The organism is Kitasatospora sp. CMC57 (assembly GCF_045866025.2).
GTDB lineage: Bacteria > Actinomycetota > Actinomycetes > Streptomycetales > Streptomycetaceae > Kitasatospora.
This window is the reverse complement of the sequence record NZ_AP035881.2, coordinates 5,674,195-5,694,794: the sequence shown is the minus strand read 5'-3', so window position 1 is coordinate 5,694,794 and position 20,600 is coordinate 5,674,195. Positions and strand designations below refer to the sequence as shown.

Sequence of the window (20,600 nt, the reverse complement as noted above, 5' to 3'; positions counted from 1 at the left end):
ATGGCCCCGCCCGACCCGTTGGCTGCTCGGATCTCGTCCAGGCGGGCGCTCACCACGGCGGGCGTCTCGATGTGCGCTGACTGGGTGACCGGCCTCTGGCTCGGCGCCGCCGTGATCCTCGGCGGCGCGCTCACCACCTGGCTGCTGCACCTCGCGGGCTGGGGCAAGCCGAGCGGCCCGCGACCGGCCGACCAGTGGGACTGGCGAACCAGGGACGCTTCCCACCACCCCGGCTGCCTGGGTGCCACCTGGCGGCGCGCCCCCAGACCCTTGGCCGACCGGGCGGCGTAAGCGAACTGACGACCGCTCAGCCTGCGGACTGAGCCGGCGCCCGTTCGGCCAGCCGCAGGTGCCGCTGCCGGGCCGCCTGGGCGGAACCGAGGCCGAGGTTGGCGGCGATCTGCTGCCAGGTCAGCCCCCGGCCACGCGCCATCTCCAACAGGCCGAGCTCCCACTCGTCGACCTCCGCCCGGGCCCACTGCACCAGGGCCAACGCGGCCGCAAGGTCGTCCGCGTCGACCGGCGCCTCACCCTCCTCCGGCACCTCGCTGCCACCGGCCAGCATCACGACCCGTCGCCAGGCGTCCACCGGGCCGAGCGGCATCCGCCGCTCCTCCCAGCGGGTACGGGCTTCACCGTGGGCGTGCCGCTCGGTGATCCGGAGCAGGGCCGGGTACTGCCGCTTCTCGTGCGCTTCGGCCACGTCCGGCACGTCGAACGGGGCGGAGAGCTGCACTTTGCTGTCCTCGCTCATGGACCCACCGTAGGCAATCACGGCATCCGTTGACAACACTTGATTGCAAACAATCCGTTCAACAGTGCAACCACCTCAGCCCCTCCGACCGTGAGAAGCTGGGCCGGACCCATCCCTGAGCAGGAGGAACGGCAGATGGCGGAGCCACGGACGCGGCGCCCCGCGCGTCCCCGCGAGGAGGTCTTCGCCACCGCCCGGACGGCGATCGCCGAACACGGGCTGGCCAAGCTGACCATGGCCGCACTCGGCAAGCAGCTCCAGATGAGCGCAGGACACCTGCTCTACTACTTCGGCAGCAAGGACCAGCTGCTACTGGAGACCCTCCGCTGGAGCGAGGAGCAGCTCGGCGAACGGCGGCGCCTCGCCCTGACCGACGAGAACCTGACGGCTCGTCAACGACTTACCGAGTACGTGGAGTTGTACCTTCCCGAGGGTCCCGGCGATCCGCGCTGGATCCTCTGGCTGGAGGTCTGGGGCCGCTCCCCCGCCAGCGCGGAGATCCGGCAGGGGCAGCTGGAGATCGAGGCTCCCTGGCAGGCCGACCTGGTGGCGCTGATCGAGGAGGGCGTGGGGGGCGGCGAGTTCACGGCGGACGGTGCAGCCGACCGGGCCGTCCAACTCCGTGCATTGCTGGACGGCCTCGCGGTCCCGGTCGCGATCGGCCTACCCGGCGCCAGCCGGACGGACGCGGCCGCCCAGGTCGCGTCGGTGGCCCGGGCGCTGCTGGGCGGCTGACCGTCCCGCACCACCACGCGACCCGGTGACCGGAACGGGCGGTTCTCCGCTCACTCGGTCCAGAGTGCGGCGGCGGTGCGGTCGGCGGAGTAGCCCTTGGCTCGGACCTGGATCTGGCGGAGGAAGTCGACCGTGCCCGGCGGGTGCGGGTGGGCCCAGTGGTTGGCCAGGAAGTGGGCGACGGCCGGTTCGTCGGCGAGCGGGTCGGCCAGGCCAGGGGTGCAGAGGAGCAGGATGTCGCCGGGCGTGGCCGGGACCAGCCGGAACCGGAACGGGCGGGGCGAGGGGGCTTCGGGCGGCAGGTGACCGTCCGGGTGGTGCAGGAGCCGGGCGGCGTAGGCGTCGATCCAGTGCCCGGAGCGGAGCAGGTACAGCCCGCTCGGGCCCAGGCCGAAGGCTGCCCGGTGGGTGGCCGCCGGGTCGAGCGAGAGCAGCAGACAGTGCAGCGCTGCGGCGGACTGCTCTTCGGAACCGCCGTCGGACGCTCCGTCAGGGTCCCGGGCGGTGATGTCCGCGATCCCCGCAACGTCCGGGGTCGCGCCCGGGGCGCGCAGCGGTGCGAACGCGCTGATGGTGAGGCGCTGGAGCCCATAGCGGAGCCGGTCACGTGCCCCGGCGCGCAGGTCTGCGGCGAGCTCCGTACGACTGCGGCCGATCGCGGCGGCGAGCTGGCGGCAGGCCTCGGCGGCGAGAGGCGAGGGTTGGGCCGTGGCGGAGGTGGTGGCGACCACCGCGAGCAGAAGCCCCTCCTCACATTCGCCGAACCGGGTGATGAGCAGCGCGTCCCGGCGCAGCTCACCCCGGTGGCGCGCAGAGTCGCCCCGGACCGAGACAGCGCGCAGCGTGGCGCTGCCGTACTGGGCGCCCTCCAGGACGGTGTCCGGCGTCAGGAGGGCGAGCCCGTCCGGCTCCGCCTTCGCGACGGCCGTGGGCTCGGGGCCGTAGGTCGGCGGGCGGTCGCCGACGTGCGGGACGGGCTGCTGGTCGTACGCGCGGCGGGCGGCGGGCGGCAGCGGCGCGACCGAGCTCAGGGCGTCGGCCGCCGGGACCACCGTCTCCTCGACGGGCTGCTCGGCAGCGACCGGCGCCGGCTCGTCCGGGAGCGGGGCCGCCTCGGGAATGGCGGCCGAGGTCGCGGAAGGCGCGACGTCAGCGACCGAGGTGTCGGTGGCAAAGGCATCGGCGGACGGACCGTCAACTGCCGGGTCGTCACCCGACTCGCTCTCGTCCGGCCCGGCGGCCACCACGGCGTCGGTGCTGCGCTGGGACCCGATCATCCCGAGCGCCGAGTCGAACCACTCGTCCACCGACAACCCGCCGGCAACATCCGACACCGACTCCGCCTCCGCCGCAGCCCCCGCGTCCGGCACGGCCTCGCCCGTACGCTGCGCGCCGATCATCCCGGCCGCCGAGTCGAACCAGTCGTCCACCGTCACGTCGTCGTCCCGGGTGTCCGGTGCGTCCCGCAGGGTGGCGGCCGGGCCCGTGTAGACCTCGTGCCACCAGCCGTCGCCGCGTTGCGGTGGTGCGCCCTGGTTGCTCATCCGGCTGCTCCTCGTCCGTGTCTGCCGACTGCCGAGCGGGCCTGGGCCCCGGGCTCGACGTCATTGTCCCCAAGGAGAACGACGGTGTCCGGGAATCGGCGACAACCGGTCACCCCGTGGGCGCAAGGCCGCGAAGGGTGGTCGGGACCGGCCGAAACCGTGCCGAACTGCACGTTCTCAGCGTGAACTGCGGAGAACGAGACCCCACGAGGGGCTCTACCCTCACCCGTTCGGCTGATTAATATGTGCGCATGACCGCGCCAGGGGCTTACGCACCGCAGCAGCCGGGGAGGGCCACGATCACCGGCCGCCCCGCCGCCGCGCTGTGGGTGCTGCTACTGGCAGGTCTGCTCGCGGTACTGCCGTGCGCGGGCCGCGCGCACGCCGTCGCCAGGACGGCCGCCCCGGCTCCGCTGACCACCGTGACGGCTCAGCCGACTGCGGTCGCTGCGGCCCACGGGGCCGTGCACCACCATGCGCAGCGGGGCCAGGGCGCCGAACGGCTGCCGCCGACCTGGTGCACGGTGGACGGCGAACGGCCCAACCCCGGCAGCGGCTGCGCCAGCCACCCGTACTGCGGCCAGGAGTCGCAGCTGCCGAACGCGCCGCCGCAGCCCGTACCCGCGGTGCCCGCCCGGCTGGTCCCGCCCCAGGCACTGCCCGCGCCGCCGGTGCTCACCGCCCTGGGCGGCCCGGACCTGGCGCCCGACCTGCACGCGCTCCAGGTCCAGTTGAGCTGAGCGGAACCCACCGTCCGAACCCGACCGGCCGACGACCGCCGGTCACGGCCGACCGTGCCTCGGACGGCTCCGCTTCCCCTGCCAATCCGTACACCGCCGAGCGGGCAGAGCCCGCCGGGGACAAGGACAACTTCCATGGGTTCCGCCGCCAAGCAGCAACCGACCAAGCCCGGCAAGGGCAAGTCGAACGTCCGCCCGACCACTGCGGACCGCCGCGCCCGGATCGCCGAGCTGCGTGCCGAGGAGCAGCGCCGCGACCGCCGCAACAAGTTCATCGCGATCGGCGCGGCCGCCGTGCTGCTCGCCGGCATGGTGGGCGGCGGTGCGTGGATCGCGCTCGACGCCAAGCAGAAGAAGGACAAGGAGGCGGCCGCCGCCAAGGCGCCGATCGACGGCGTCAAGACCTTCGACAACCTGACCCGCAACCACGTCACGACGAAGGTGACGTACCCGCAGGTCCCGCCGGTCGGTGGCGACCACAGCCCGGTCTGGCTGAACTGCATGGGCACCGTCTACGACAAGCCGGTCGAGAACGAGAACGCCGTGCACGCGCTCGAGCACGGCGCGGTCTGGGTGTCCTACAACGCCAAGGCCTCGGCCGACGACATCACCACGCTCTCCACCAAAGTGAAGACCACCCCGTACTCCTTCATGAGCCCGTACCCGGACGAGGCGGGCACCATCACGCTGACCGCGTGGGGCACCCAGCTGACGGTGGACAGCGCGAGCGACCCCCGGGTGGCGAGCTTCTTCACCAAGTACGTCCAGGGCCCGCAGACCCAGGAGCCGGGGGCGTCGTGCAGCACCGCCCAGTAGTCGCAGAGGAGTCGGCCGGGACCGGGGCCGATCGGCGTCGGCTCTGGTGGCCCGCCGCGCTGGCGGCCGCCGTGGCGCTCGGCCTCGGCGTGCCCGCGCTGGTGGCCGGTGGCCCGGACGCGAGTGGCTCGGTGTCCTCCGCACCCGCGCAGGAGTCGGCGGAGGCCGGCTTCGCCCGGGACATGGCGACCCATCACCAGCAGGCCATCGACCTGTCGTTCATCGTCCGGGACCGGACCCAGGCCACCGACGTGCGCGGCCTGGCCTTCGACATCATCAACACCCAGGCCAACCAGCGGGGCATGATGATGGGCTGGCTCGACCAGTGGGACCTGACCCAGCACTCGGGCACCAAGCCGATGGCCTGGATGAAGATGGACCACCAGTACGAGCCGCACGACGGTTCGCTGATGCCCGGGATGGCGACCAACACCGAGCTGGCGAAGCTGCGTTCGCTCAGTGGCCAGGAGGCGGAGGTCTACTACCTCCAGCTGATGATCGAGCACCACAAGGGCGGGGTCGAGATGGCCCAGGGCTACCTGGACACCGGTACCAACGCGGTCGAGAAGCGGCTCGCCCAGACCATGGTGAACGGCCAGCGTTCGGAGATCGACCTGATCACCGGCATGCTGGCCGAGCGCGGCGCCAAGCCGCTCTCCTAGGAGCAGGCGCGGCACCGTTGAGGGTGCGGTCGGACGGGAGCGTCCGACCGCACCCTTCGGCGTTCCTCAGGAGCGCGGTGCGCTGGTCCGGACCCGGACCGCCAGGATGGCGGCCGCGACCGCGACCAGGGTGAGCAGGGCGAGGACCGAGCGTCCGCCGGACTGATGGCCCGCCAGGTGGACGGCCAGCACCGGCAGGGCGGTGCCCAGGGCGGTACCGAGTCCGCGCACCATGTTGACCAACCCGCCGCCGACCGCCGAACTGGCGGGCGGGATCGCGCGCATCACCAGCGCGTTGTTGGCGGGGAGCAGCAGCCCGAGGCCGTAGCCCGCCACCACCAGCGGGAGGAGGGTCACCGCCGGAGTGGCGGGGACCACCGCCAGCAGCCCGAGGCCGAGCGCCGCCACCAGGGCACCGCGGCGACAGCGGACGGCGTCCGACCAGGAGTCGGGCAGCAGACCGGCCCCGACGGTGGCCGCGACCGCGAAGGCGGCGGGCAGCGCGGTGATCACCAGCCCGGCGGTGGCCACCGGCACACCCGCGCCGACCAGCATCACCGGGCCCAGCACCAGCGGGCAGAACAGCAGCAGGTAACCGACCAGGGCGATCAGCAGTCCGGTCCGGATGCCGGGGGTGTTGATCAGCCCTGGCGGGATCAGCGGGCGGTCGGCGCGCTGCTCCTGCCGGGCCAGCGCCAGGGCGAGCGCGACGGCCGCGAGCAGCAGTGCGGCCACCGCCCAGCCGGGGAGCGGCAGTCCGGAGGCGGTGGAGAGGGCCAGCAGGAAGGCGGTCGAGCAGCCGGCCAGCAGCAGGAGCCCCGCCAGGTCGAACCGGCCGTCGCGGCGGGGCTGCCGGGGCCGCCCGTCCGGGTAGGTGCGCGGCAGCAGGAACCAGCCCGCGACGATGCCGAGCAGGCCGATCGGAACGTTGATCCAGAACACCCAGCGCCAGGAGACGTGCTGCACCAGCAGGCCGCCGAGGGTCGGTCCGAGAGCCAGGCCCAGGGCCTGGGCGGCGGCCTGGATGCCGAGCGCGGTACGCATCGCCCGCTCGGGGACGCCCCGGGCCACCAGGGCGACGCTGTTCGCCTGCATCATCGCGCCGCCGACCGCCTGGACCGCCCGGCAGGCCACCAGCGCGCCGAGGCCGTCGGCCAGCCCGGCGCCGAGCGAGGCCAGCGCGAAGACGCCGAAGCCGCCCAGGTAGACGGTCTTCCGGCCGACCAGGTCGGAGAGCCGTCCGATCGGGGCCAGCAGCGCCACCAGGACCAGCAGGTACGCGAGTGCTACCCACTCGACGCCCGCGAAGCTGGCGTCGAAGGCCCGCTCCAGTTCCGGGAAGACCAGCGCGGTGATGCTCGCGGTGAGCTGACCGAGGAATGCTCCTAGACAGACCGTACCGACGGCCAGCCAGTGCGCGTGTCGCCAGCCGGCCACCGCGCGCGGGCGGGGGCGCTCGGCCAGCAGGCGCTGGGCGAGGGTCGGGCGCGGGTGGGTGCTCACCCCGAAAATATATCTGTGCCAGAGATATTCTTCAATCGAGCTGCTCGACCGACGACCTGATCCGCACCGGATGTGCTCGCGGGCAGAACAGGTCACCTACCGACAGGTGTACGGCGCCCGCGCGCTACGCTGTCGCCCATGTCTCCGCAGCCCGACACCGATCCGTCCGCCGAGCACTACTCCCCGGCGGCAGGCCGTCCGGCGGACGACCGGTCCGTCCTGGAGGATGCCGCGGCCGTCGCGCTGGCCCAGCGGCTGACCGACGTGATCACCCGTCTCCGCCGCGCCCTGCGCAGCAGCATCCGGACCGACTACCCCTGGGAGTCGCTGCCGATGGCCCAGGTCGAACTGCTCCAGACCCTGGCCGCCGCGCCGCTCCGGGTCGGCGAGCTGGCGGCCCGTCAGCGCCTCGCGCCCAACACCGTCAGCGGCCTGATCGGCAAGCTCCTCGAGGCGGGCTTCGTCGACCGCCAGCCCGATCCCGGCGACCGCCGCACCGCCCGCATCGCGCTCACCGAGGCGGGCCACCAGCAGCTCCGCGACTGGCAGCACGCCCACGAGCGCCGCCTCGCCACCGCCCTCGAAAGCCTTCCAGGCGCCGACCGGGACGCCGTGATGCAGGCCCTTCCCGGCCTGGAACTGCTCGCCAGAGCCCTGTCCGGCACCGGCTCACCGTCCGAGGACCGCTGACGCCGCGTCGGTCAGCCAACCGCGCCGGAACCCGGGTCAGCCGACCACGCTAGAACAGCGAACCGCGCTCCAACGCCAGCAGGTGCCGCTTGCGGTCGATGCCCGCCGCGAAGCCGGTCAGCGCACCGTTCGCCCCGAGCACCCGGTGACACGGCAGGACCACCAGCAGCGGGTTGGCACCGACGGCGCCACCGACCGCCCGTACGGCCGTGGGAGCTTGGCCCGCGAGCGCGCCCAACTCCCCATAGGTGACGGTCTCTCCGTACGGGATCTCGGCGAGGGCCGCCCAGATCCGTCGCCGGAACTCGGTGCCCACCGGCGCCAACGGAAGGTCGAAGGTGGTCAGCTCCCCCGCGAAGTACGCGTCGAGCTGGCGGATCACGGCCTCGAACGCCTCCGGATCGTGCAGCCAGCCGTCAGCCGGTTCGTCCAGGGCCCCCTTCTGGCCGGGGGCGGTGACCGTCTGCAGGGCGAGCGAACCGTCCGGGCCCAGGGTGCCGCTGAGCAGCAGGCGGCCCAGCGGGCTCTCCATCGTGGTGAACACCGTGGTCATGCCCGAACTCCTTCTGATACCCGGTCAGTTCGTAGTGCTGGAGGTGCTGGAGCCAGTGAGGCCCACAGGCGGTGTACCGCGTACGAGCGCCAGGGCGCCCAGGATGCTCCCGCCAGGACCGCCGCCCTGGGGTCGCCGGGGTGGCCGAGCCGTTGCAGGCCGTGCCTGACGCCGACGTCGCTCGGCAGGAAGACGTCCGGGTCTCCGAGCGCGCGCATCCGCAGGTAGCCGACCGTCCACGGCCCGATGCCCGGCAGGGCGAGCAGCTCGACGGCGGCGGCCTCGCGGTCGGCTCCGCCGTCCAGCCGGAGGGTGCCGTCGGCCAGGGCCGCGCAGAGCCCGCGCAGGGCACGGCGCCGGGAGTCCGGCATCGCCAGGTCGGCGGAGTCGGCCTCGGCGAGTGCTCCTGCCGTGGGGAACAGCAGTCGCAGGCCGCCGCTGGCCTCGGGCAGCGCGACGCCGTACCGCTCACTCAGCCGCGCGGCCAGCGTCCGGGCGGCTGCCACGGTGATCTGCTGACCGAGGACGGCGCGCACCGCGAGCTCGTGCGGGTCCACGTGCCCCGGGGAGCGCACGCCGGGGCGGCCCCGGACCAGCTCGCCGAGCACCGGGTCGGCGCCGAGCTGGCCGTCCACCGCGTCGGGGTCGGCGTCCAGGTCGAAGAGCGCGCGGAGCCGGTGCACAGCGGTGGTGAGGTCGCGCAGGTCGGTGAGCTGTAGCCGGCAGTCCAGCCAGCCACGGTTCGCCGGGCCCCCGGCGCCCAGGCCGTCCACCTCGGCGATGGCGTGGCCGTACGGCAGCGCCAGGGTGCGCCGGTAGGTGCGCACGCCGGGCGCCGCGCCGGGCACCACCTCCTCCACGCCGGGTACGGCGCGCAGCGCCAGGAAGTCCAGCAGGTGGTCGCTGTCCAGCGTGCCCCGGTACGCCAGCCGGAGGCCGATCGACCCGGGAGTCACGGTGCCGCTGCGGTGGCCGTTCCGTTCGGCCCGCAGGCCGCTCGGGGTGCGGTCGTAGACCTCGCGGACGGTGTCGTTGAACTGCCGCACCGAGGAGAATCCGGCCGCGAACGCGATCTCGGTGACCGGGAGTCCGGTGGTCTGCAGCAGCAGCCGGGCGGTCTGCGCGCGCTGCGCCCTGGCCAGGGCGATCGGTCCGGCGCCGAGCTCCGCGGTCAGCTGCCGCTGCACCTGGCGAGAGCTGTACCCGAGCCGCTCGGCCAGGCCGGCCACGCCCTCGCGGTCCACCACGCCGTCGCCGATCAGACGCATCGCCCGGCCCACCAGGTCGGCCCGGTGGTTCCACTCCGGCGAGCCGGGCACCGAGTCGGGGCGGCACCGGCGGCAGGCCCGGTAGCCCGCGCCCTGAGCGGCGGCGGCCGTCGGGTAGAAGGTGCAGTTGACCCGCTTGGGGGTCACGGCGGGGCAACTCGGGCGGCAGTAGATGCCGGTGCTGCTGACGGCCGTGAAGAACACGCCGTCGAAGCGGGCATCGCGGCTGTCCACCGCCCGGTACCTGGTGTCGTCGTCGGTCGGAGTCTGGGTCACGCCCTCCAGTCTGCGGCACTCGCCAGGCGTCGACTGGCGGAAATCCGACACACAGGTCGGACCTGACGATCTTGTCCGCCGACTCCACCACTGGATGGCCACGGTGATTCTTGGGAGCGCTCTCACGAATGATCCGCACCCGATAAGCTCTGCACAGACAGACGCCCCAACTCACCCCCGCAGTCCCGAGGAGTCCGCAGTGGCCCAGCCGCAGCCCGAGGCCCAGCAGTCCGGTCCCCTCGCCCGCCCGACGCTGGAGTCCGTCGCCGAACGGGCCGGGGTCTCCCGAGCCACCGCGTCCCGGGTGGTGAACGGCGGCATCGGGGTCCGCGCGGCCCTGCGGGAGAAGGTGCAGCAGGCGGTCGACGAGCTCGGCTACTCCCCCAACCTCGCGGCCCGCACCCTGGTCACCCGGCGGAACCACGCCGTTGCCGTGGTGGTGGCCGAACCCGAGAGCCGGCTCTTCTCCGACCCGTTCTTCGCCCAGCACCTGCGCGGCATCAGCCGCGAACTCTCAGCCGCCGACAACCAGATGGTGCTCCTGCTGATCGAGGCCCAGCAGGACTACGAGCGGGTCGGCCGCTACCTGGCCGGCGGCCACGTGGACGGCGCGCTGCTGTTCTCCCTGCACCGGAGCGACCCGCTGCCCGAGATGGCCCGCAGGGTCGGCCTGCCCACCGTGATCGGCGGCCGCCCCGGCTGGCCGGGCGCCGAGTCCGACCGCGAACTGGTGTACGTGGACAGCGACAATCGTGGCGGCGCCCGGATGGCCGTCCAGCACCTCCGCTCGCTCGGCCGCACCCGGATCGCCACCATCACGGGCCCGCTCGACCAGACCTCCTCGACCGACCGGCTCGACGGCTACCGCGACCTGATCCCCGACGGCGACCCCGCCCTGATCGCCGAGGGCGACTTCACCCCCGACGGCGGCGGCCGCGCGATGGCCGAACTCCTGGCCCGGCGGCCCGACTTGGACGCCGTCTTCGCCGCCTCGGACGCGATGGCCTCCGGCGCCCTGCGGGTCCTCCGCATGCACGGCCGGCGGGTCCCCGAGGACGTCGCCCTGGTCGGCTTCGACGACGTCGAGTCCATCGCCGCCTGGACCGACCCCCCGCTCACCACCATCCGCCAGGACATCGAGGAGATGGGCCGCCTGATGGCCCGCCTGCTCCTCCGCCGCCTCACCAACCCTTCCGAGCCGCCCGCTCCCACCTCGGTGATCACCCCGACCCAGCTGGTCCGCCGCGAGTCCGCCTGACGGCGGGTCGCTTCCGGAACGCCGGCTACACCTCGATCGCGCCGCCGGTCTCCCGCAGGTGGCGGCGGAAGGTGTACGTCGGGTCGGCGGTGCGGCGGGCCAGGTAGTCGTCGAAGGCGGTCTGCCTGCGCAGCGTCTCGCCCACCCTGATCCGGTCGGCCTGGACCCGTTCGACGGCGTGGATGCCGACGGCGGTTTCGAGCACCTCGGTGGCACGGTCGACGGGGACGAACAGCACCCCGTCCTGGTCGCCGAAGGCCACGTCCTCGGCGCTCACCGTGTGGGCGCCGAAGCGGGCGCTGAGCAGCGCCTCGGGCTCCTGGGGGTCCAGCCGCACCGGACCGACCGGGTTGGCGCCGTAGCTGAACACCGGCAGGCCGATCTCGACCAGTTCGGGGGTGTCCCGGTGCTGCCCCCAGATCACCATGCCGGAGAGCCCGGCCACGCCGGCCTCCAGTACCGCCAGGTCACCGACGCACGCCTCGTCCGTCCGGCCGCCGTTGTCGATCACCAGTACGTCGCCGGGACCGGCCGCGCCGAACGCCTCCAGGAAGACGTCCACGCTGCCGTAGTGCCGGACCGGCAGCACCCGCCCCGCCACTCGCTGGCCGGGCACCACCGCCCCGATGCCGGGCGGCGCCACCCGCAGCGGGACCCCCAGCCGGACACAGGCGTCGGCGACCAGGGGCGTGGACAGCGGGGCGAACAGCTCACGATGCGTCATACCCGAACTCTGCCATGCGCCAGTGCCGTTGGGGCGGCACCAGAGACCGGAGCCGTCCAGCTCCGGTTCGGCGGCGGGTACTGCCGGGGCGGGGGACGCAGCGTCAGCCCTCGGCCCCCTGGTCGCCCGGAAGTTCCTCGAACTCGACCACCACAGAGCCCCAGCGGTGGATCCGGGTGCCGGGAGCCGGGTCCCTAAGCGGTGACCACCCAGACCCCGGGCCAGGTCAGCGCCCCGAGCGGCGGTCCGTCCGGATCAGGGGCGACCGCCGCCACGCCGGCCTCCGAGACGGCCTTCCGCGCCTGTGGCAAGGTCAGTCCGACGATGTCGGGCACCGTCACCTCGCGGGCGGTACCGGGTCCGTTCCACGTCATCGCAGCCTCCGGCACCCAGCATCCCGCCGATCCGCCACCGACGGAAGACCGCCCGCGCCCGCCTCAACGCGGCGGCAGCACCGTCAGCACCCGCTCCACGAACTCCTTGTAGTCCACCATGAAGTCGCTGAGGAACTGCTGCGTGGTCGGATCGGTCACCTCGCCGTCCTCACCGAACAGGCCGGGCGTGAACTGGATGTACGCCTCCGGGGCCGACATCTGCGGGGAGTTGCAGAAGCTCAGCGTGGACCGCAGGCTCTGCTGCGCCACGGCGGTGCCGATCTTGCCGGGCGAGGTGCCGATCATCGCCGAGGGCTTGTGCTTGAAGGAGTTGCTCCCCCACGGGCGGCTGGCCCAGTCGATCGCGTTCTTCAGGGCACCGGGGATGCCCCGGTTGTACTCGGGCGTGATGAACAGCAGCGCCTGCGAGGCGGCGATCGCCTCCTTGAGCGCCCGGCCCTCCGGCGGGTAGTCGGCGTCGAAGTCATGGTTGTAGAGCGGCAGGTCCTTGATCGGGATCTCGCGGAACTCCAACTCCGCAGGTGCCAGCCGGATCAGCGCCCGGGACAGCACCCGGTTGATCGACTTCTCGGACAGGCTGCCGACGAAATAGCCGACCTGATACGTGGTCACACGCGTCCCTCTCTGCCGGGCCCCCGAAGCATCGTGCCCCAGCACCCGCCTCCACGGCGACCCGGCTCACCCACCCGGAGCAGCGGCGGTCAGCCGCGTGCGGCGTGGGTGGGTGAGCCGGGTCGCCGCGGAGGCTACCGGCGGGACCTCGGCTCGGCCGGAACGGGGCATGGCCGGTGTCGGCTGCCGACCGGCCGTCCGCCATCGCGGTACATCCCACGCAGCGGGTCCGGCCCCCGGCAGGAGCTGCCGGGGGCCGGACGTCGACAAGGGATGGTCAGCTGAACGGGATCCGCAGCACCGAGGCACTGCCCTGGGCCTGGGTGGCGCCGGTACGGAGCTGGGCCGGGGCGTTGCCGATCGCGGACCACACCTCCACCCTGACCGTCCCGTTGGCCAGGTTGCCGAGGCTGCCGGTGGCCGAGGCCAGACCGGCCGTGGCCGAGTACCGTTCCCAGCCGACCACCGGGTCGGTGGCGAAGTAGCGGTAGGTCTCGACCCGGTCGAAGCTGCCGTCACCGGTCAGGTCGTACGAGATCCGGACCTGCTGGCCGAGGCCGACGGCGGTGCCCGCGTCCAGGTAGAGGTCGAACTCCGTTGCGGCGCCCGCCCGCAGGGTCCCGTTGACGTTGCGGAGCTCGTAGACGGTGGGCAGGTACGGCGTGCCGTCGTGGTTGGTTCCACCCGCCGACACGATGGTGCTGCCGGCGGCGCCGGTGCCGTACGCGGTGGTCAGCCCGCCCCCGGGCTGCAGATAGAAGGTGCTGCCGCTGGTGGGCGGCACCGAAGGCGAGGACGTGGGCGACGGCGAAGGTGACGGCGTAGGCGAGGGCGAGGGCGACGGGGACGGGGACGGGACCCCGCCCGACCCGCCGTCCTGGAAGCTGCCGCGCTCGCTCGCGGTGGACCGGGCCGGCACGTTGAGCGTGTAGCCGTCCGAGAAGTGCACCGCCCGCGCCGCCGTCGAGTAGTTGTGCGCGACGTGCGTACGGGTGCCGCCGTTGACGAAGACCGCCGAGGTCGGCTGGTCGGAGGTGGTGGCCGGGTCGAGGGTGCCCAGCGTGGCGAGGTTGTAGATCCAGTGGTAGGTGTGCGCCTTGGACTCGCCCTCCTCGGGCGTGTAACCGTCCTTGCCCGCATCCCAGTTGGCCTTGGCGGCGACCGGGTCGGCCAGTGCCTGGAACTCCCAGGCCAGGTCCCGCCAGTCGGTGAACACCCCGCCGTTGTTGGCCTTGAGCTCGGTCAGGTTGGCCTTGATGTCGTCCTGACGACGCGCCAGGTAGAGCGAACCACCGGTGATCGGGAGGTAGTTGATGCCATGGATCATGCCGGGGCTGGCCGTCCACCAGGTCGAGTACGCGGCGCCGCTGCCCCAGACCATGCCTGCGGTCTGGTGTCCGAAGCCGGCCGGGAAGGCGGACTGGTCGGCGTTGAACCAGTACTGCTCCACCGCCCGCGACTCGGTGGTATAGAGGTAGATGCCGAGGTCGCGCAGCGCGGTGTCACCGGTCGCCGAGCCGTAGAGGATGAGCCCCGCACTGAAGTTGAGCGACTCGGACGAGGACTCCTCGTTGTTCCCGGCGGCGAACGCCGCGTGGCCGGCGGCCCAGCCGTGCCCGGCGTACGGGTCGAAGCTGCGCAGCCAGGGGAACCGGGTGTCGGCGCGGTCGGCGTTGGCAGCGTCCTTGGCGAGCAGCTTGACCATCCCGCCCCAGGCGGAGTCGGCGGCCCAGGCAGCGTCATAGCGGGCCACGGTGGCGGCGGCCTGGATGTAGTAGCCGTAGTGGAAGTGGTGGTCGTTCAGCTCGCCGTCGCTGCCGTACGAGGCGGGGTAGCCGATCAACGTCTTCCAGACGGTGTCGTACGCGAAGACGGTCGAGCCGGTGCCGGCGAACCAGGTCTGCAGCCGGCCCTTCATCAGGCCGAGCAGCTTGTCCCTGGTCGCGGTGTCGCCCAACTGGTCGGCTATCGGCACCAGTTGCCCGAGCCGGGCGAGCGCCTTTCCGGTCCAGTAGGTGTCACTGGCGCCCACGAACGGGTCGCTCGCGTTGGCCACCTCGCGGACCATCGCACCGAGCGCGGCGCGATCCTGAGCACCGACGTCAGGCAGCGAGGGCAGGATCGCGTCGGCCTTCATCACCGTACTGAAGCCACTGCCCTGCCGGACCTTCATCTGGCCGCGCGGCGAGGTGTAGGTCAGCGCCGTCAACGGGTCACTGCTGGCCTTCCACTGGTGCGGGTAGAGCGCCAGCAGGGTGCCGGTCTGGCTGCCCTCCTGGGCGGTCGTGGTGGCGGTGTAACTGGTCGTCACCGAGCCCGCGTCGTAGTTCCAGGCCACCTTGGTGTCGGTGACGAAGCTGTACGCGTAGGTGCGGAACAGCGCCAGGTCACTTGGCGAGGGGAGAACGGCGACCGAGTAGTAGTCCTTGGCGCCGAGCGCGGCGCTCAGCACGGTGCCGTTCACGTTCCAGCTGGTGCCGGTCGGCGCGAACAGGCCGTAGTGGTGGCCGCCGACGGTGATGCCGAGCACGTTGCCCTCGTTGGCGAAGACGGTCGGGGTGCCGGACGCGGTGACCTGCGCGGCGCCGCCGGTGGCGTGTGCGTAGACGTAGGGCAGGCCGTGGCCGATGGTCGCCGAGAAGGTGTGCGAGGCATCGGCCCACTTCGGGGTGACGGTCCAGTCGGTCCAGCCGTCGGCCTTGGTGTCGGGGGCGTTCAGCCCGGCCACCCCGACGGTGAGGTCCTTGGTGTGGGTGAAGTCGTACTGGCGCCCGTCGGGGGTGATGGTCGGGTTGGTGGGGTAGCCGACCTCCAGGCCGGCCGCCGCCGCCTTGAACGTGAAGGGGTGCGCGTACAGGTTCTCCGAATACGGGTTGCCCGCGTACCGCTGGAAGACCAGCGAGGACCACCAGTCGTTGGTGGGGACGGCCTGGCCGGCCATCCTCGCGGTCACCTTGGGCGTGAGCGGGGCGCCGTCGGAGTTGCTGGGGCCGATGGTGCCGGCCGGGCGGGTGTCGGTGTACCCGCCGAGGCCGACCTTGATCGTGGCGGCGGAGGCGGTGGAGGCGCCGACCGTGGCGGTGAGCGCGGCTGCGGTGAGCGCGATCGCGGAGAGGGCGGCGGCCGGACGGACCAGACGTCTCGGCGACCTGGGCCCTGTCCGCCTGGCGCGTGGCGGCTTCATGTCTGACACCTCGGGTGGGAGTGGAGGAGGTGAGAGCGCTCTCAGTCTGCCCTCGGAATCCGGACGGTAGAGGCGTCCGCCGAGGGGTGTCAACGACTCCGGCGCGATTCGGCGAAACCTCGTCGTCTTCAGGTCCTGAATTCAGAACCCTGCCAACTCCGCAGATTACGTTCAGGTTTCGAGCACTTGACGCGAGGATCGCTCGCCCGGCAGTCTCCTCGCAGCAGCTGAGAGCGCTCTCAGAACGCCTACTCCACCTACCCAGGAGGCACCCCCATGCGCCCGTTCAGAGCCGCCGCCACCGTCAGTGCCGCTCTCACCGCCACCCTGCTGCTCGCCGCCTGCGGCTCCGGAAGCACCCCCGGTGCACAGGACGCGAACGAGAAGGTGACGCTGACCGTCGACCTGTTCGGCACCTTCGGGTTCAAGGAGGCCGGCCTCTACGACGAGTACATGAAGCTGCACCCGAACATCACGGTCAAGCAGAGCGACACCCAGGACGAGGGCCAGTACTGGCAGGCGCTGCAGACCAAGCTGGCCGGTGGTGGCGGCCTGGCCGACGTCCAGGGTCTGGAGGTCGGCCGGATCGCCAGCGTGATGCAGAAGCAGGCGGACAAGTTCACCGACCTGAAGACGCTCGGCGCAGGTGACGTCAACGACGGCCTGTTGCCGTGGAAGGCCGCCGCGGTGAAGACCTCCGACGGCAAGGTGCTGGCGGCGGGCACCGACATCGGCCCGGAGGCGGTCTGCTTCCGCACCGACCTCCTCAAGGAGGCCGGACTGCCGACCGACCGCACCGAGCTGTCCGCGAAGTGGGCGACCTGGCAGGGCTACCTGGCGCTCGGCAAGGAGTACGTGGCCAAGGCCACGCCAGGCAACGCCTGGACCGACAGCGCGGCCGGCATGTTCGCCGCCGAGGTGGGCCAGCAGAAGGTGCGCTACGCCGACGAGAGCGGCAAGGCCGTGCACGAGAGCAGCCCGGCGGTGAAGACGGCCTGGGCAGATGCCACCGGGCTGGTCGCCGACGGCCTCTCGGCCAAGCTGCCGCAGTGGACCCCGGAGTGGAACAAGGCGTTCAGCACGGGCAAGTTCGCCACCCTGAGCTGCCCGGCCTGGATGATCGGCTACATCAAGGGCCAGGCGGGCGACGCCTTCGCGGGCAAGTGGGACATCGCGGCGGGCCCCGGCAAGACCGGCAACTGGGGCGGCGCCTACCTGGCCGTTCCGAGGACCGCCAAGCACCCGAAGCAGGCCGCCGAACTGATCAAGTGGCTGAACGCCAAGGAGCAGCAGGTCAAGCTCTTCGGCAAGCAGGGCTCCTTCCCGTCCAGCACGGCCGCGCAGGCGGAGATCAAGACGGTCAAGGACCCCTACTTCAACAACGCCCCGATCGGCGAGATCTTCAGCGAGGCGGCCGGCAACATGCCCGCCCAGGTGCTCGGCACCGAGGACGGTGTGGTCACCAAGGCGTTCACCGACGCGCTCGGCGAAGTGGAGCGGACCAACACCGCGCCGGCCACCGCCTGGCAGCACGCCCTGGACAACGTCAAGAAGGCCAGCGGTAACTGACGCCCGATCAACTCCGGCCGGGGGCACCGCCCCGCCCCGGCCGGGGTGACCACCGAAGGACCACCATGGCCACTCTCACCGCCCCGCCGGGGACGGCTCGTCCGCACCGCGGTGCCCGGCTCGCCCCGTACGGCTTCCTCGCCCCGTTCTTCGTCCTGTTCGCGGCCTTCGGCCTGTTCCCGCTGCTGTACACCGCGTACGTCTCGCTGCACCGGGTGGAGTTGCAGACCTCGGAGCGGATGGACTGGCTGGGCTTCCAGAACTACACCCGGCTGTTCGAGGACCCGTTCTTCTGGAACGCGCTGCGCAACACCTTCACCATCGGGCTGCTCTCCACCGTCCCGCAGCTGCTGCTCGCACTCGGTCTGGCCCACCTGCTCAACTACCGCCTGCGCGGCCGGACCTTCTTCCGGGTCGCGATGCTGATGCCGTACGCCACCTCGGTCGCGGCGGCCACCCTGGTCTTCGCCCAGCTCTTCGGCCGCGACTACGGCCTGATCAACTGGGCGCTCTCCACCATGGGGTTGAGCCCGGTGGACTGGCAGGCGGACACCTGGGCCTCGCAGTTCGGCGTCTCGGTGATCGTCACCTGGCGGTGGACCGGCTACAACGCGCTCATCTACCTGGCCGGCATGCAGTCCATCCCGCAGGAGCTGTACGAGTCGGCGGCGGTCGACGGCGCCTCCCGCTGGCAGCAGTTCCGGCACGTCACGGTGCCCGGACTGCGGCCGACCATCGTCTTCACCGTGGTGGTCTCCACCATCGGCGCCACCCAGCTGTTCGGTGAACCGCTGCTGTACGAGGGCAACTCGGGCGGCGGCATCTCGCACCAGTACCAGACCCTCGGGCTCTACCTCTACGAGCAGGGCTGGAGCTTCTTTCACCTGGGCCGGGCGGCCGCCGTGGCCTGGGTAATGTTCCTGCTGATCGTCGTACTGGCCCTGGTCAACGCGGCCATCGCGGCCCGGCGCAACCGTACGGACCGGTGACCCCCGTGAAGAGACGCTCCCCCCTCCAGGGCGGCCCGCTCGCCTACGGCGTGCTGATCGCCGCCACCCTGGTCTTCGTCTTCCCGTTCTACTGGACGCTGGTGGCCGCCAGCCGCTCCAACTCCGAGCTCAGCTCGGCCACTCCGGCGCTCACCCCGGGCCCGAACCTGTTCCACAACATCGGCGAGGCGCTGCAACAGGCCGCCATCGGCACGGCGTTGGTGAACTCGCTGATCGTCTCGGCGGCGGTCACCGCCGGGGTGGTGCTCTCCTCCACGCTGGCCGGCTTCGCCTTCGCCAAACTCCGCTTCCGTGGACGGGGGTTGCTGCTGGCGATCACGGTCGGCACGATGATGATCCCGCCGCAGCTCGGGGTGATCCCGCTGTTCATGGTGATCGTGCGGCTGGACCTGCAGAACAAGCTGCCCTCGGTGATCCTGCCCGCGCTGGTCTCCGCCTTCGGGGTCTTCTTCATGCGGCAGTTCCTGGTCCAGGCCCTGCCGGACGAGCTGGTCGAGGCGGGCCGGATGGACGGCGCGTCCAACCTGCGGATCTTCTGGTCGATCGTGTTGCCGGTGGCCCGTCCCGGCATGGCGGTGCTCGGCATGCTCACCTTCATGGCCACCTGGAACGACTTCTTCTGGCCGGTCGTGGCGCTGAGTTCGCAGAACCCGACCGTGCAGGTCGCCCTCAAGTCGCTCGGCCAGGGCTACGTCCCCGACCAGTCGATCGTCATGGCGGGCACGCTGGTCGGCACCCTCCCCGTGCTGGTGGTCTTCGCGCTGCTGGGCCGCCAGATCGTCGGCGGCATCATGCAGGGCGCCGTCAAGGGCTGACCCACCTACTCTGAGTACCCATGGAAGGCGACATGTCCGTAGAAGCCCTACCGGCCCCCGTCCGCACCGACTTCCCCGCCGGATTCGTCTGGGGCGCGGCCACCGCCGCGTACCAGATCGAGGGTGCCGTCGCCGAGGGCGGCCGCACCCCGTCCATCTGGGACACCTTCAGCCACACCCCCGGCAAGGTCCGCAACGGCGACACCGGTGACATCGCCGTGGACCACTACCACCGTTACCGCGAGGACGTCGCACTGATGGCCGAACTCGGCCTGGGCGCCTACCGGTTCTCGCTGGCCTGGCCGCGGATCCAGCCCGCCGGGAGCGGCCCGGCCAACGAGACCGGGCTGGACTTCTACGACCGGCTGGTGGACGAGCTACTGGCCCACGGCATCACCCCGGTCGCCACCCTCTACCACTGGGACCTGCCGCAGGTCCTGGAGGACCGAGGCGGGTGGCTCAACCGCGACACCGCGTACCGGTTCGCCGAGTACGCGAGCCTGGCCGCCCGCCGGCTGGGCGACCGGATCGGCTCCTGGACCACCCTCAACGAGCCCTGGTGCAGCGCCTTCCTGGGTTACGGCTCCGGCGTCCACGCCCCCGGCCGGACCGATCCTGCCGAAGCGCTGACGGCCCATCACCACCTGCTGCTCGCCCATGGTCTGGGTGTCGGCGCCCTGCGGGCCGAGCTGCCCGCCGACGCCCAGGTCTCGCTCACCCTCAACCTGGCCGCCGTCCGCCCGCTCACCCAGGACCCGGCCGACCTCGACGCTGCCCGCCGGGTCGACGGACTCGCCAACCGGATCTTCCTCGACCCGGTCTTCCACGGCAGCTACCCCGCCGACGTGCTGACCGACACGGCCGGGGTGAGCGACTGGTCCTTCGTCCACGACGGCGACCTGGCCGAGATCTCCCGGCCGATCGACTCGCTCGGCCTCAACTACTACACGCCCACCGTGGTCGCCGCCGACGACCCCGAGCACCCGGCGCCGCGCCAGGACGGCCACGGCGGCGAGCTCTCCCCCTGGCCGGCCGACACCGGCATCCGCTTCCTGCCCGCCGAGGGCAGCCGGACGGCGATGGGCTGGCCGGTGGACGCGGACGGCCTGTACGAGCTGCTCACCCGCCTGCGCGACGAGCTGCCTGGCCTGCCGCTGCTGATCACCGAGAACGGCGCCGCGTACGACGACTACAGCGACCCGTCCGGCGCGGTGCACGACCCGGAGCGGGTGGCATACCTGCACGGACACCTGGACGCGGTGCGCCGAGCGGCGGCGGACGGCGTGCCGGTGCGCGGCTACTTCCTCTGGTCGCTGCTGGACAACTTCGAGTGGTCCTTCGGCTACGGGAAGCGCTTCGGCGTGGTGCACGTCGACTTCGCCAGCCAGCGCCGGACGCCGAAGGACAGCGCCCGCTGGTACGCCGAGGTGATCCGCACCGGCCGGCTGCCGCGCTGACCGCACGCGAACGTGGGCCGCCGCTCCGGACCCGA

At 72.2% G+C, this 20,600-nt stretch carries 20 protein-coding genes; 11 read left to right on the top strand and 9 right to left on the bottom strand.

Going from position 1 to position 20,600, the window contains the following annotated elements:
• Positions 1-291 (top strand): hypothetical protein, encoded by a 291-nt coding sequence (locus ACKUU6_RS25425; RefSeq protein ID WP_407990883.1) that lies wholly within the window; start codon positions 1-3, stop codon positions 289-291.
• Between the two features lie 16 nt (positions 292-307).
• On the opposite strand, the gene ACKUU6_RS25420 is transcribed toward ACKUU6_RS25425, so the two are convergent.
• The gene (locus tag ACKUU6_RS25420) at positions 308-754 is read right to left on the bottom strand and encodes a DNA-binding protein (protein WP_407990882.1); all 447 of its coding nucleotides are present in this window, start codon (positions 752-754) and stop codon (positions 308-310) included.
• Between the two features lie 135 nt (positions 755-889).
• Here ACKUU6_RS25420 and ACKUU6_RS25415 point away from each other — a divergent pair, with 135 nt between their 5' ends.
• Positions 890-1,489, top strand: coding sequence for a TetR family transcriptional regulator C-terminal domain-containing protein (locus ACKUU6_RS25415; protein WP_407990881.1), 600 nt, complete (start codon positions 890-892; stop codon positions 1,487-1,489).
• Between the two features lie 50 nt (positions 1,490-1,539).
• Here the strand turns inward: ACKUU6_RS25415 and ACKUU6_RS25410 are convergent, their stop codons facing one another.
• On the bottom strand, positions 1,540-3,033 hold the full coding sequence (locus ACKUU6_RS25410; protein WP_407990880.1) for a protein phosphatase 2C domain-containing protein: 1,494 nt from the start codon (positions 3,031-3,033) through the stop codon (positions 1,540-1,542).
• Between the two features lie 251 nt (positions 3,034-3,284).
• On the opposite strand from ACKUU6_RS25410, the gene ACKUU6_RS25405 reads away from it, so the two are divergent.
• The 3 genes from ACKUU6_RS25405 (at position 3,285) to ACKUU6_RS25395 (ending at position 5,251) form a co-directional block, all read left to right on the top strand.
• The gene (locus ACKUU6_RS25405) at positions 3,285-3,773 is read left to right on the top strand and encodes a hypothetical protein (protein ID WP_407990879.1); all 489 of its coding nucleotides are present in this window, start codon (positions 3,285-3,287) and stop codon (positions 3,771-3,773) included.
• Positions 3,774-3,908: 135 nt separating this feature from the next.
• A complete protein-coding gene (locus tag ACKUU6_RS25400; protein WP_407990878.1) occupies positions 3,909-4,589 on the top strand; it encodes a DUF3105 domain-containing protein in 681 nt (226 codons plus the stop codon).
• A complete protein-coding gene (locus tag ACKUU6_RS25395; RefSeq protein ID WP_407990877.1) occupies positions 4,571-5,251 on the top strand; it encodes a DUF305 domain-containing protein in 681 nt (226 codons plus the stop codon). The genes ACKUU6_RS25400 and ACKUU6_RS25395 overlap by 19 nt, the downstream gene beginning before the upstream one ends.
• 66 nt (positions 5,252-5,317) lie before the next feature.
• Here ACKUU6_RS25395 and ACKUU6_RS25390 read toward each other — a convergent pair whose 3' ends face one another.
• Positions 5,318-6,754, bottom strand: coding sequence for an MFS transporter (locus ACKUU6_RS25390; RefSeq protein WP_407990876.1), 1,437 nt, complete (start codon positions 6,752-6,754; stop codon positions 5,318-5,320).
• Positions 6,755-6,892: 138 nt separating this feature from the next.
• On the opposite strand from ACKUU6_RS25390, the gene ACKUU6_RS25385 reads away from it, so the two are divergent.
• Positions 6,893-7,444, top strand: coding sequence for a MarR family winged helix-turn-helix transcriptional regulator (locus ACKUU6_RS25385; protein ID WP_407990875.1), 552 nt, complete (start codon positions 6,893-6,895; stop codon positions 7,442-7,444).
• Positions 7,445-7,493: 49 nt separating this feature from the next.
• Here ACKUU6_RS25385 and ACKUU6_RS25380 read toward each other — a convergent pair whose 3' ends face one another.
• Positions 7,494-7,997 carry a methylated-DNA--[protein]-cysteine S-methyltransferase gene (locus ACKUU6_RS25380; RefSeq protein ID WP_407990874.1) on the bottom strand — a complete coding sequence of 168 codons (504 nt, stop codon included), beginning with the start codon at positions 7,995-7,997 and terminating at the stop codon, positions 7,494-7,496.
• The gene (locus ACKUU6_RS25375; RefSeq protein WP_407990873.1) at positions 7,994-9,541 is read right to left on the bottom strand and encodes a DNA-3-methyladenine glycosylase 2 family protein; all 1,548 of its coding nucleotides are present in this window, start codon (positions 9,539-9,541) and stop codon (positions 7,994-7,996) included. The genes ACKUU6_RS25380 and ACKUU6_RS25375 overlap by 4 nt, the downstream gene beginning before the upstream one ends.
• Before the next feature lie 199 nt (positions 9,542-9,740).
• Here ACKUU6_RS25375 and ACKUU6_RS25370 point away from each other — a divergent pair, with 199 nt between their 5' ends.
• Positions 9,741-10,799 carry a LacI family DNA-binding transcriptional regulator gene (locus tag ACKUU6_RS25370; protein ID WP_407990872.1) on the top strand — a complete coding sequence of 353 codons (1,059 nt, stop codon included), beginning with the start codon at positions 9,741-9,743 and terminating at the stop codon, positions 10,797-10,799.
• 25 nt (positions 10,800-10,824) lie between these two features.
• Here the strand turns inward: ACKUU6_RS25370 and ACKUU6_RS25365 are convergent, their stop codons facing one another.
• From ACKUU6_RS25365 to ACKUU6_RS25350, 4 genes are all read right to left on the bottom strand, one after another.
• Positions 10,825-11,523 (bottom strand): RraA family protein, encoded by a 699-nt coding sequence (locus ACKUU6_RS25365; RefSeq protein WP_407990871.1) that lies wholly within the window; start codon positions 11,521-11,523, stop codon positions 10,825-10,827.
• Positions 11,524-11,717: 194 nt separating this feature from the next.
• A complete protein-coding gene (locus ACKUU6_RS25360) occupies positions 11,718-11,897 on the bottom strand; it encodes a hypothetical protein (RefSeq protein WP_407990870.1) in 180 nt (59 codons plus the stop codon).
• A 63-nt stretch (positions 11,898-11,960) separates the two neighbouring features.
• Complete coding sequence (locus tag ACKUU6_RS25355) at positions 11,961-12,530, bottom strand: NADPH-dependent FMN reductase (RefSeq protein ID WP_407990869.1); 570 nt, start codon at positions 12,528-12,530, stop codon at positions 11,961-11,963.
• A gap of 277 nt (positions 12,531-12,807) precedes the next feature.
• Positions 12,808-15,714, bottom strand: a complete 2,907-nt coding sequence (locus ACKUU6_RS25350) for a glycosyl hydrolase (RefSeq protein ID WP_407990868.1) — start codon at positions 15,712-15,714, stop codon at positions 12,808-12,810.
• 276 nt (positions 15,715-15,990) lie between these two features.
• On the opposite strand from ACKUU6_RS25350, the gene ACKUU6_RS25345 reads away from it, so the two are divergent.
• From ACKUU6_RS25345 to ACKUU6_RS25330, 4 genes are all read left to right on the top strand, one after another.
• Positions 15,991-17,283: an extracellular solute-binding protein gene (locus tag ACKUU6_RS25345; RefSeq protein ID WP_407990867.1), complete on the top strand. Its 1,293-nt coding sequence runs from the start codon at positions 15,991-15,993 to the stop codon at positions 17,281-17,283.
• A gap of 65 nt (positions 17,284-17,348) precedes the next feature.
• Positions 17,349-18,272, top strand: coding sequence for a carbohydrate ABC transporter permease (locus ACKUU6_RS25340; protein WP_407990866.1), 924 nt, complete (start codon positions 17,349-17,351; stop codon positions 18,270-18,272).
• On the top strand, positions 18,191-19,108 hold the full coding sequence (locus ACKUU6_RS25335) for a carbohydrate ABC transporter permease (RefSeq protein ID WP_407992236.1): 918 nt from the start codon (positions 18,191-18,193) through the stop codon (positions 19,106-19,108). The genes ACKUU6_RS25340 and ACKUU6_RS25335 overlap by 82 nt, the downstream gene beginning before the upstream one ends.
• A 32-nt stretch (positions 19,109-19,140) precedes the next feature.
• Positions 19,141-20,565, top strand: coding sequence for a GH1 family beta-glucosidase (locus tag ACKUU6_RS25330; RefSeq protein ID WP_407990865.1), 1,425 nt, complete (start codon positions 19,141-19,143; stop codon positions 20,563-20,565).
• Positions 20,566-20,600: the final 35 nt, after the last annotated feature.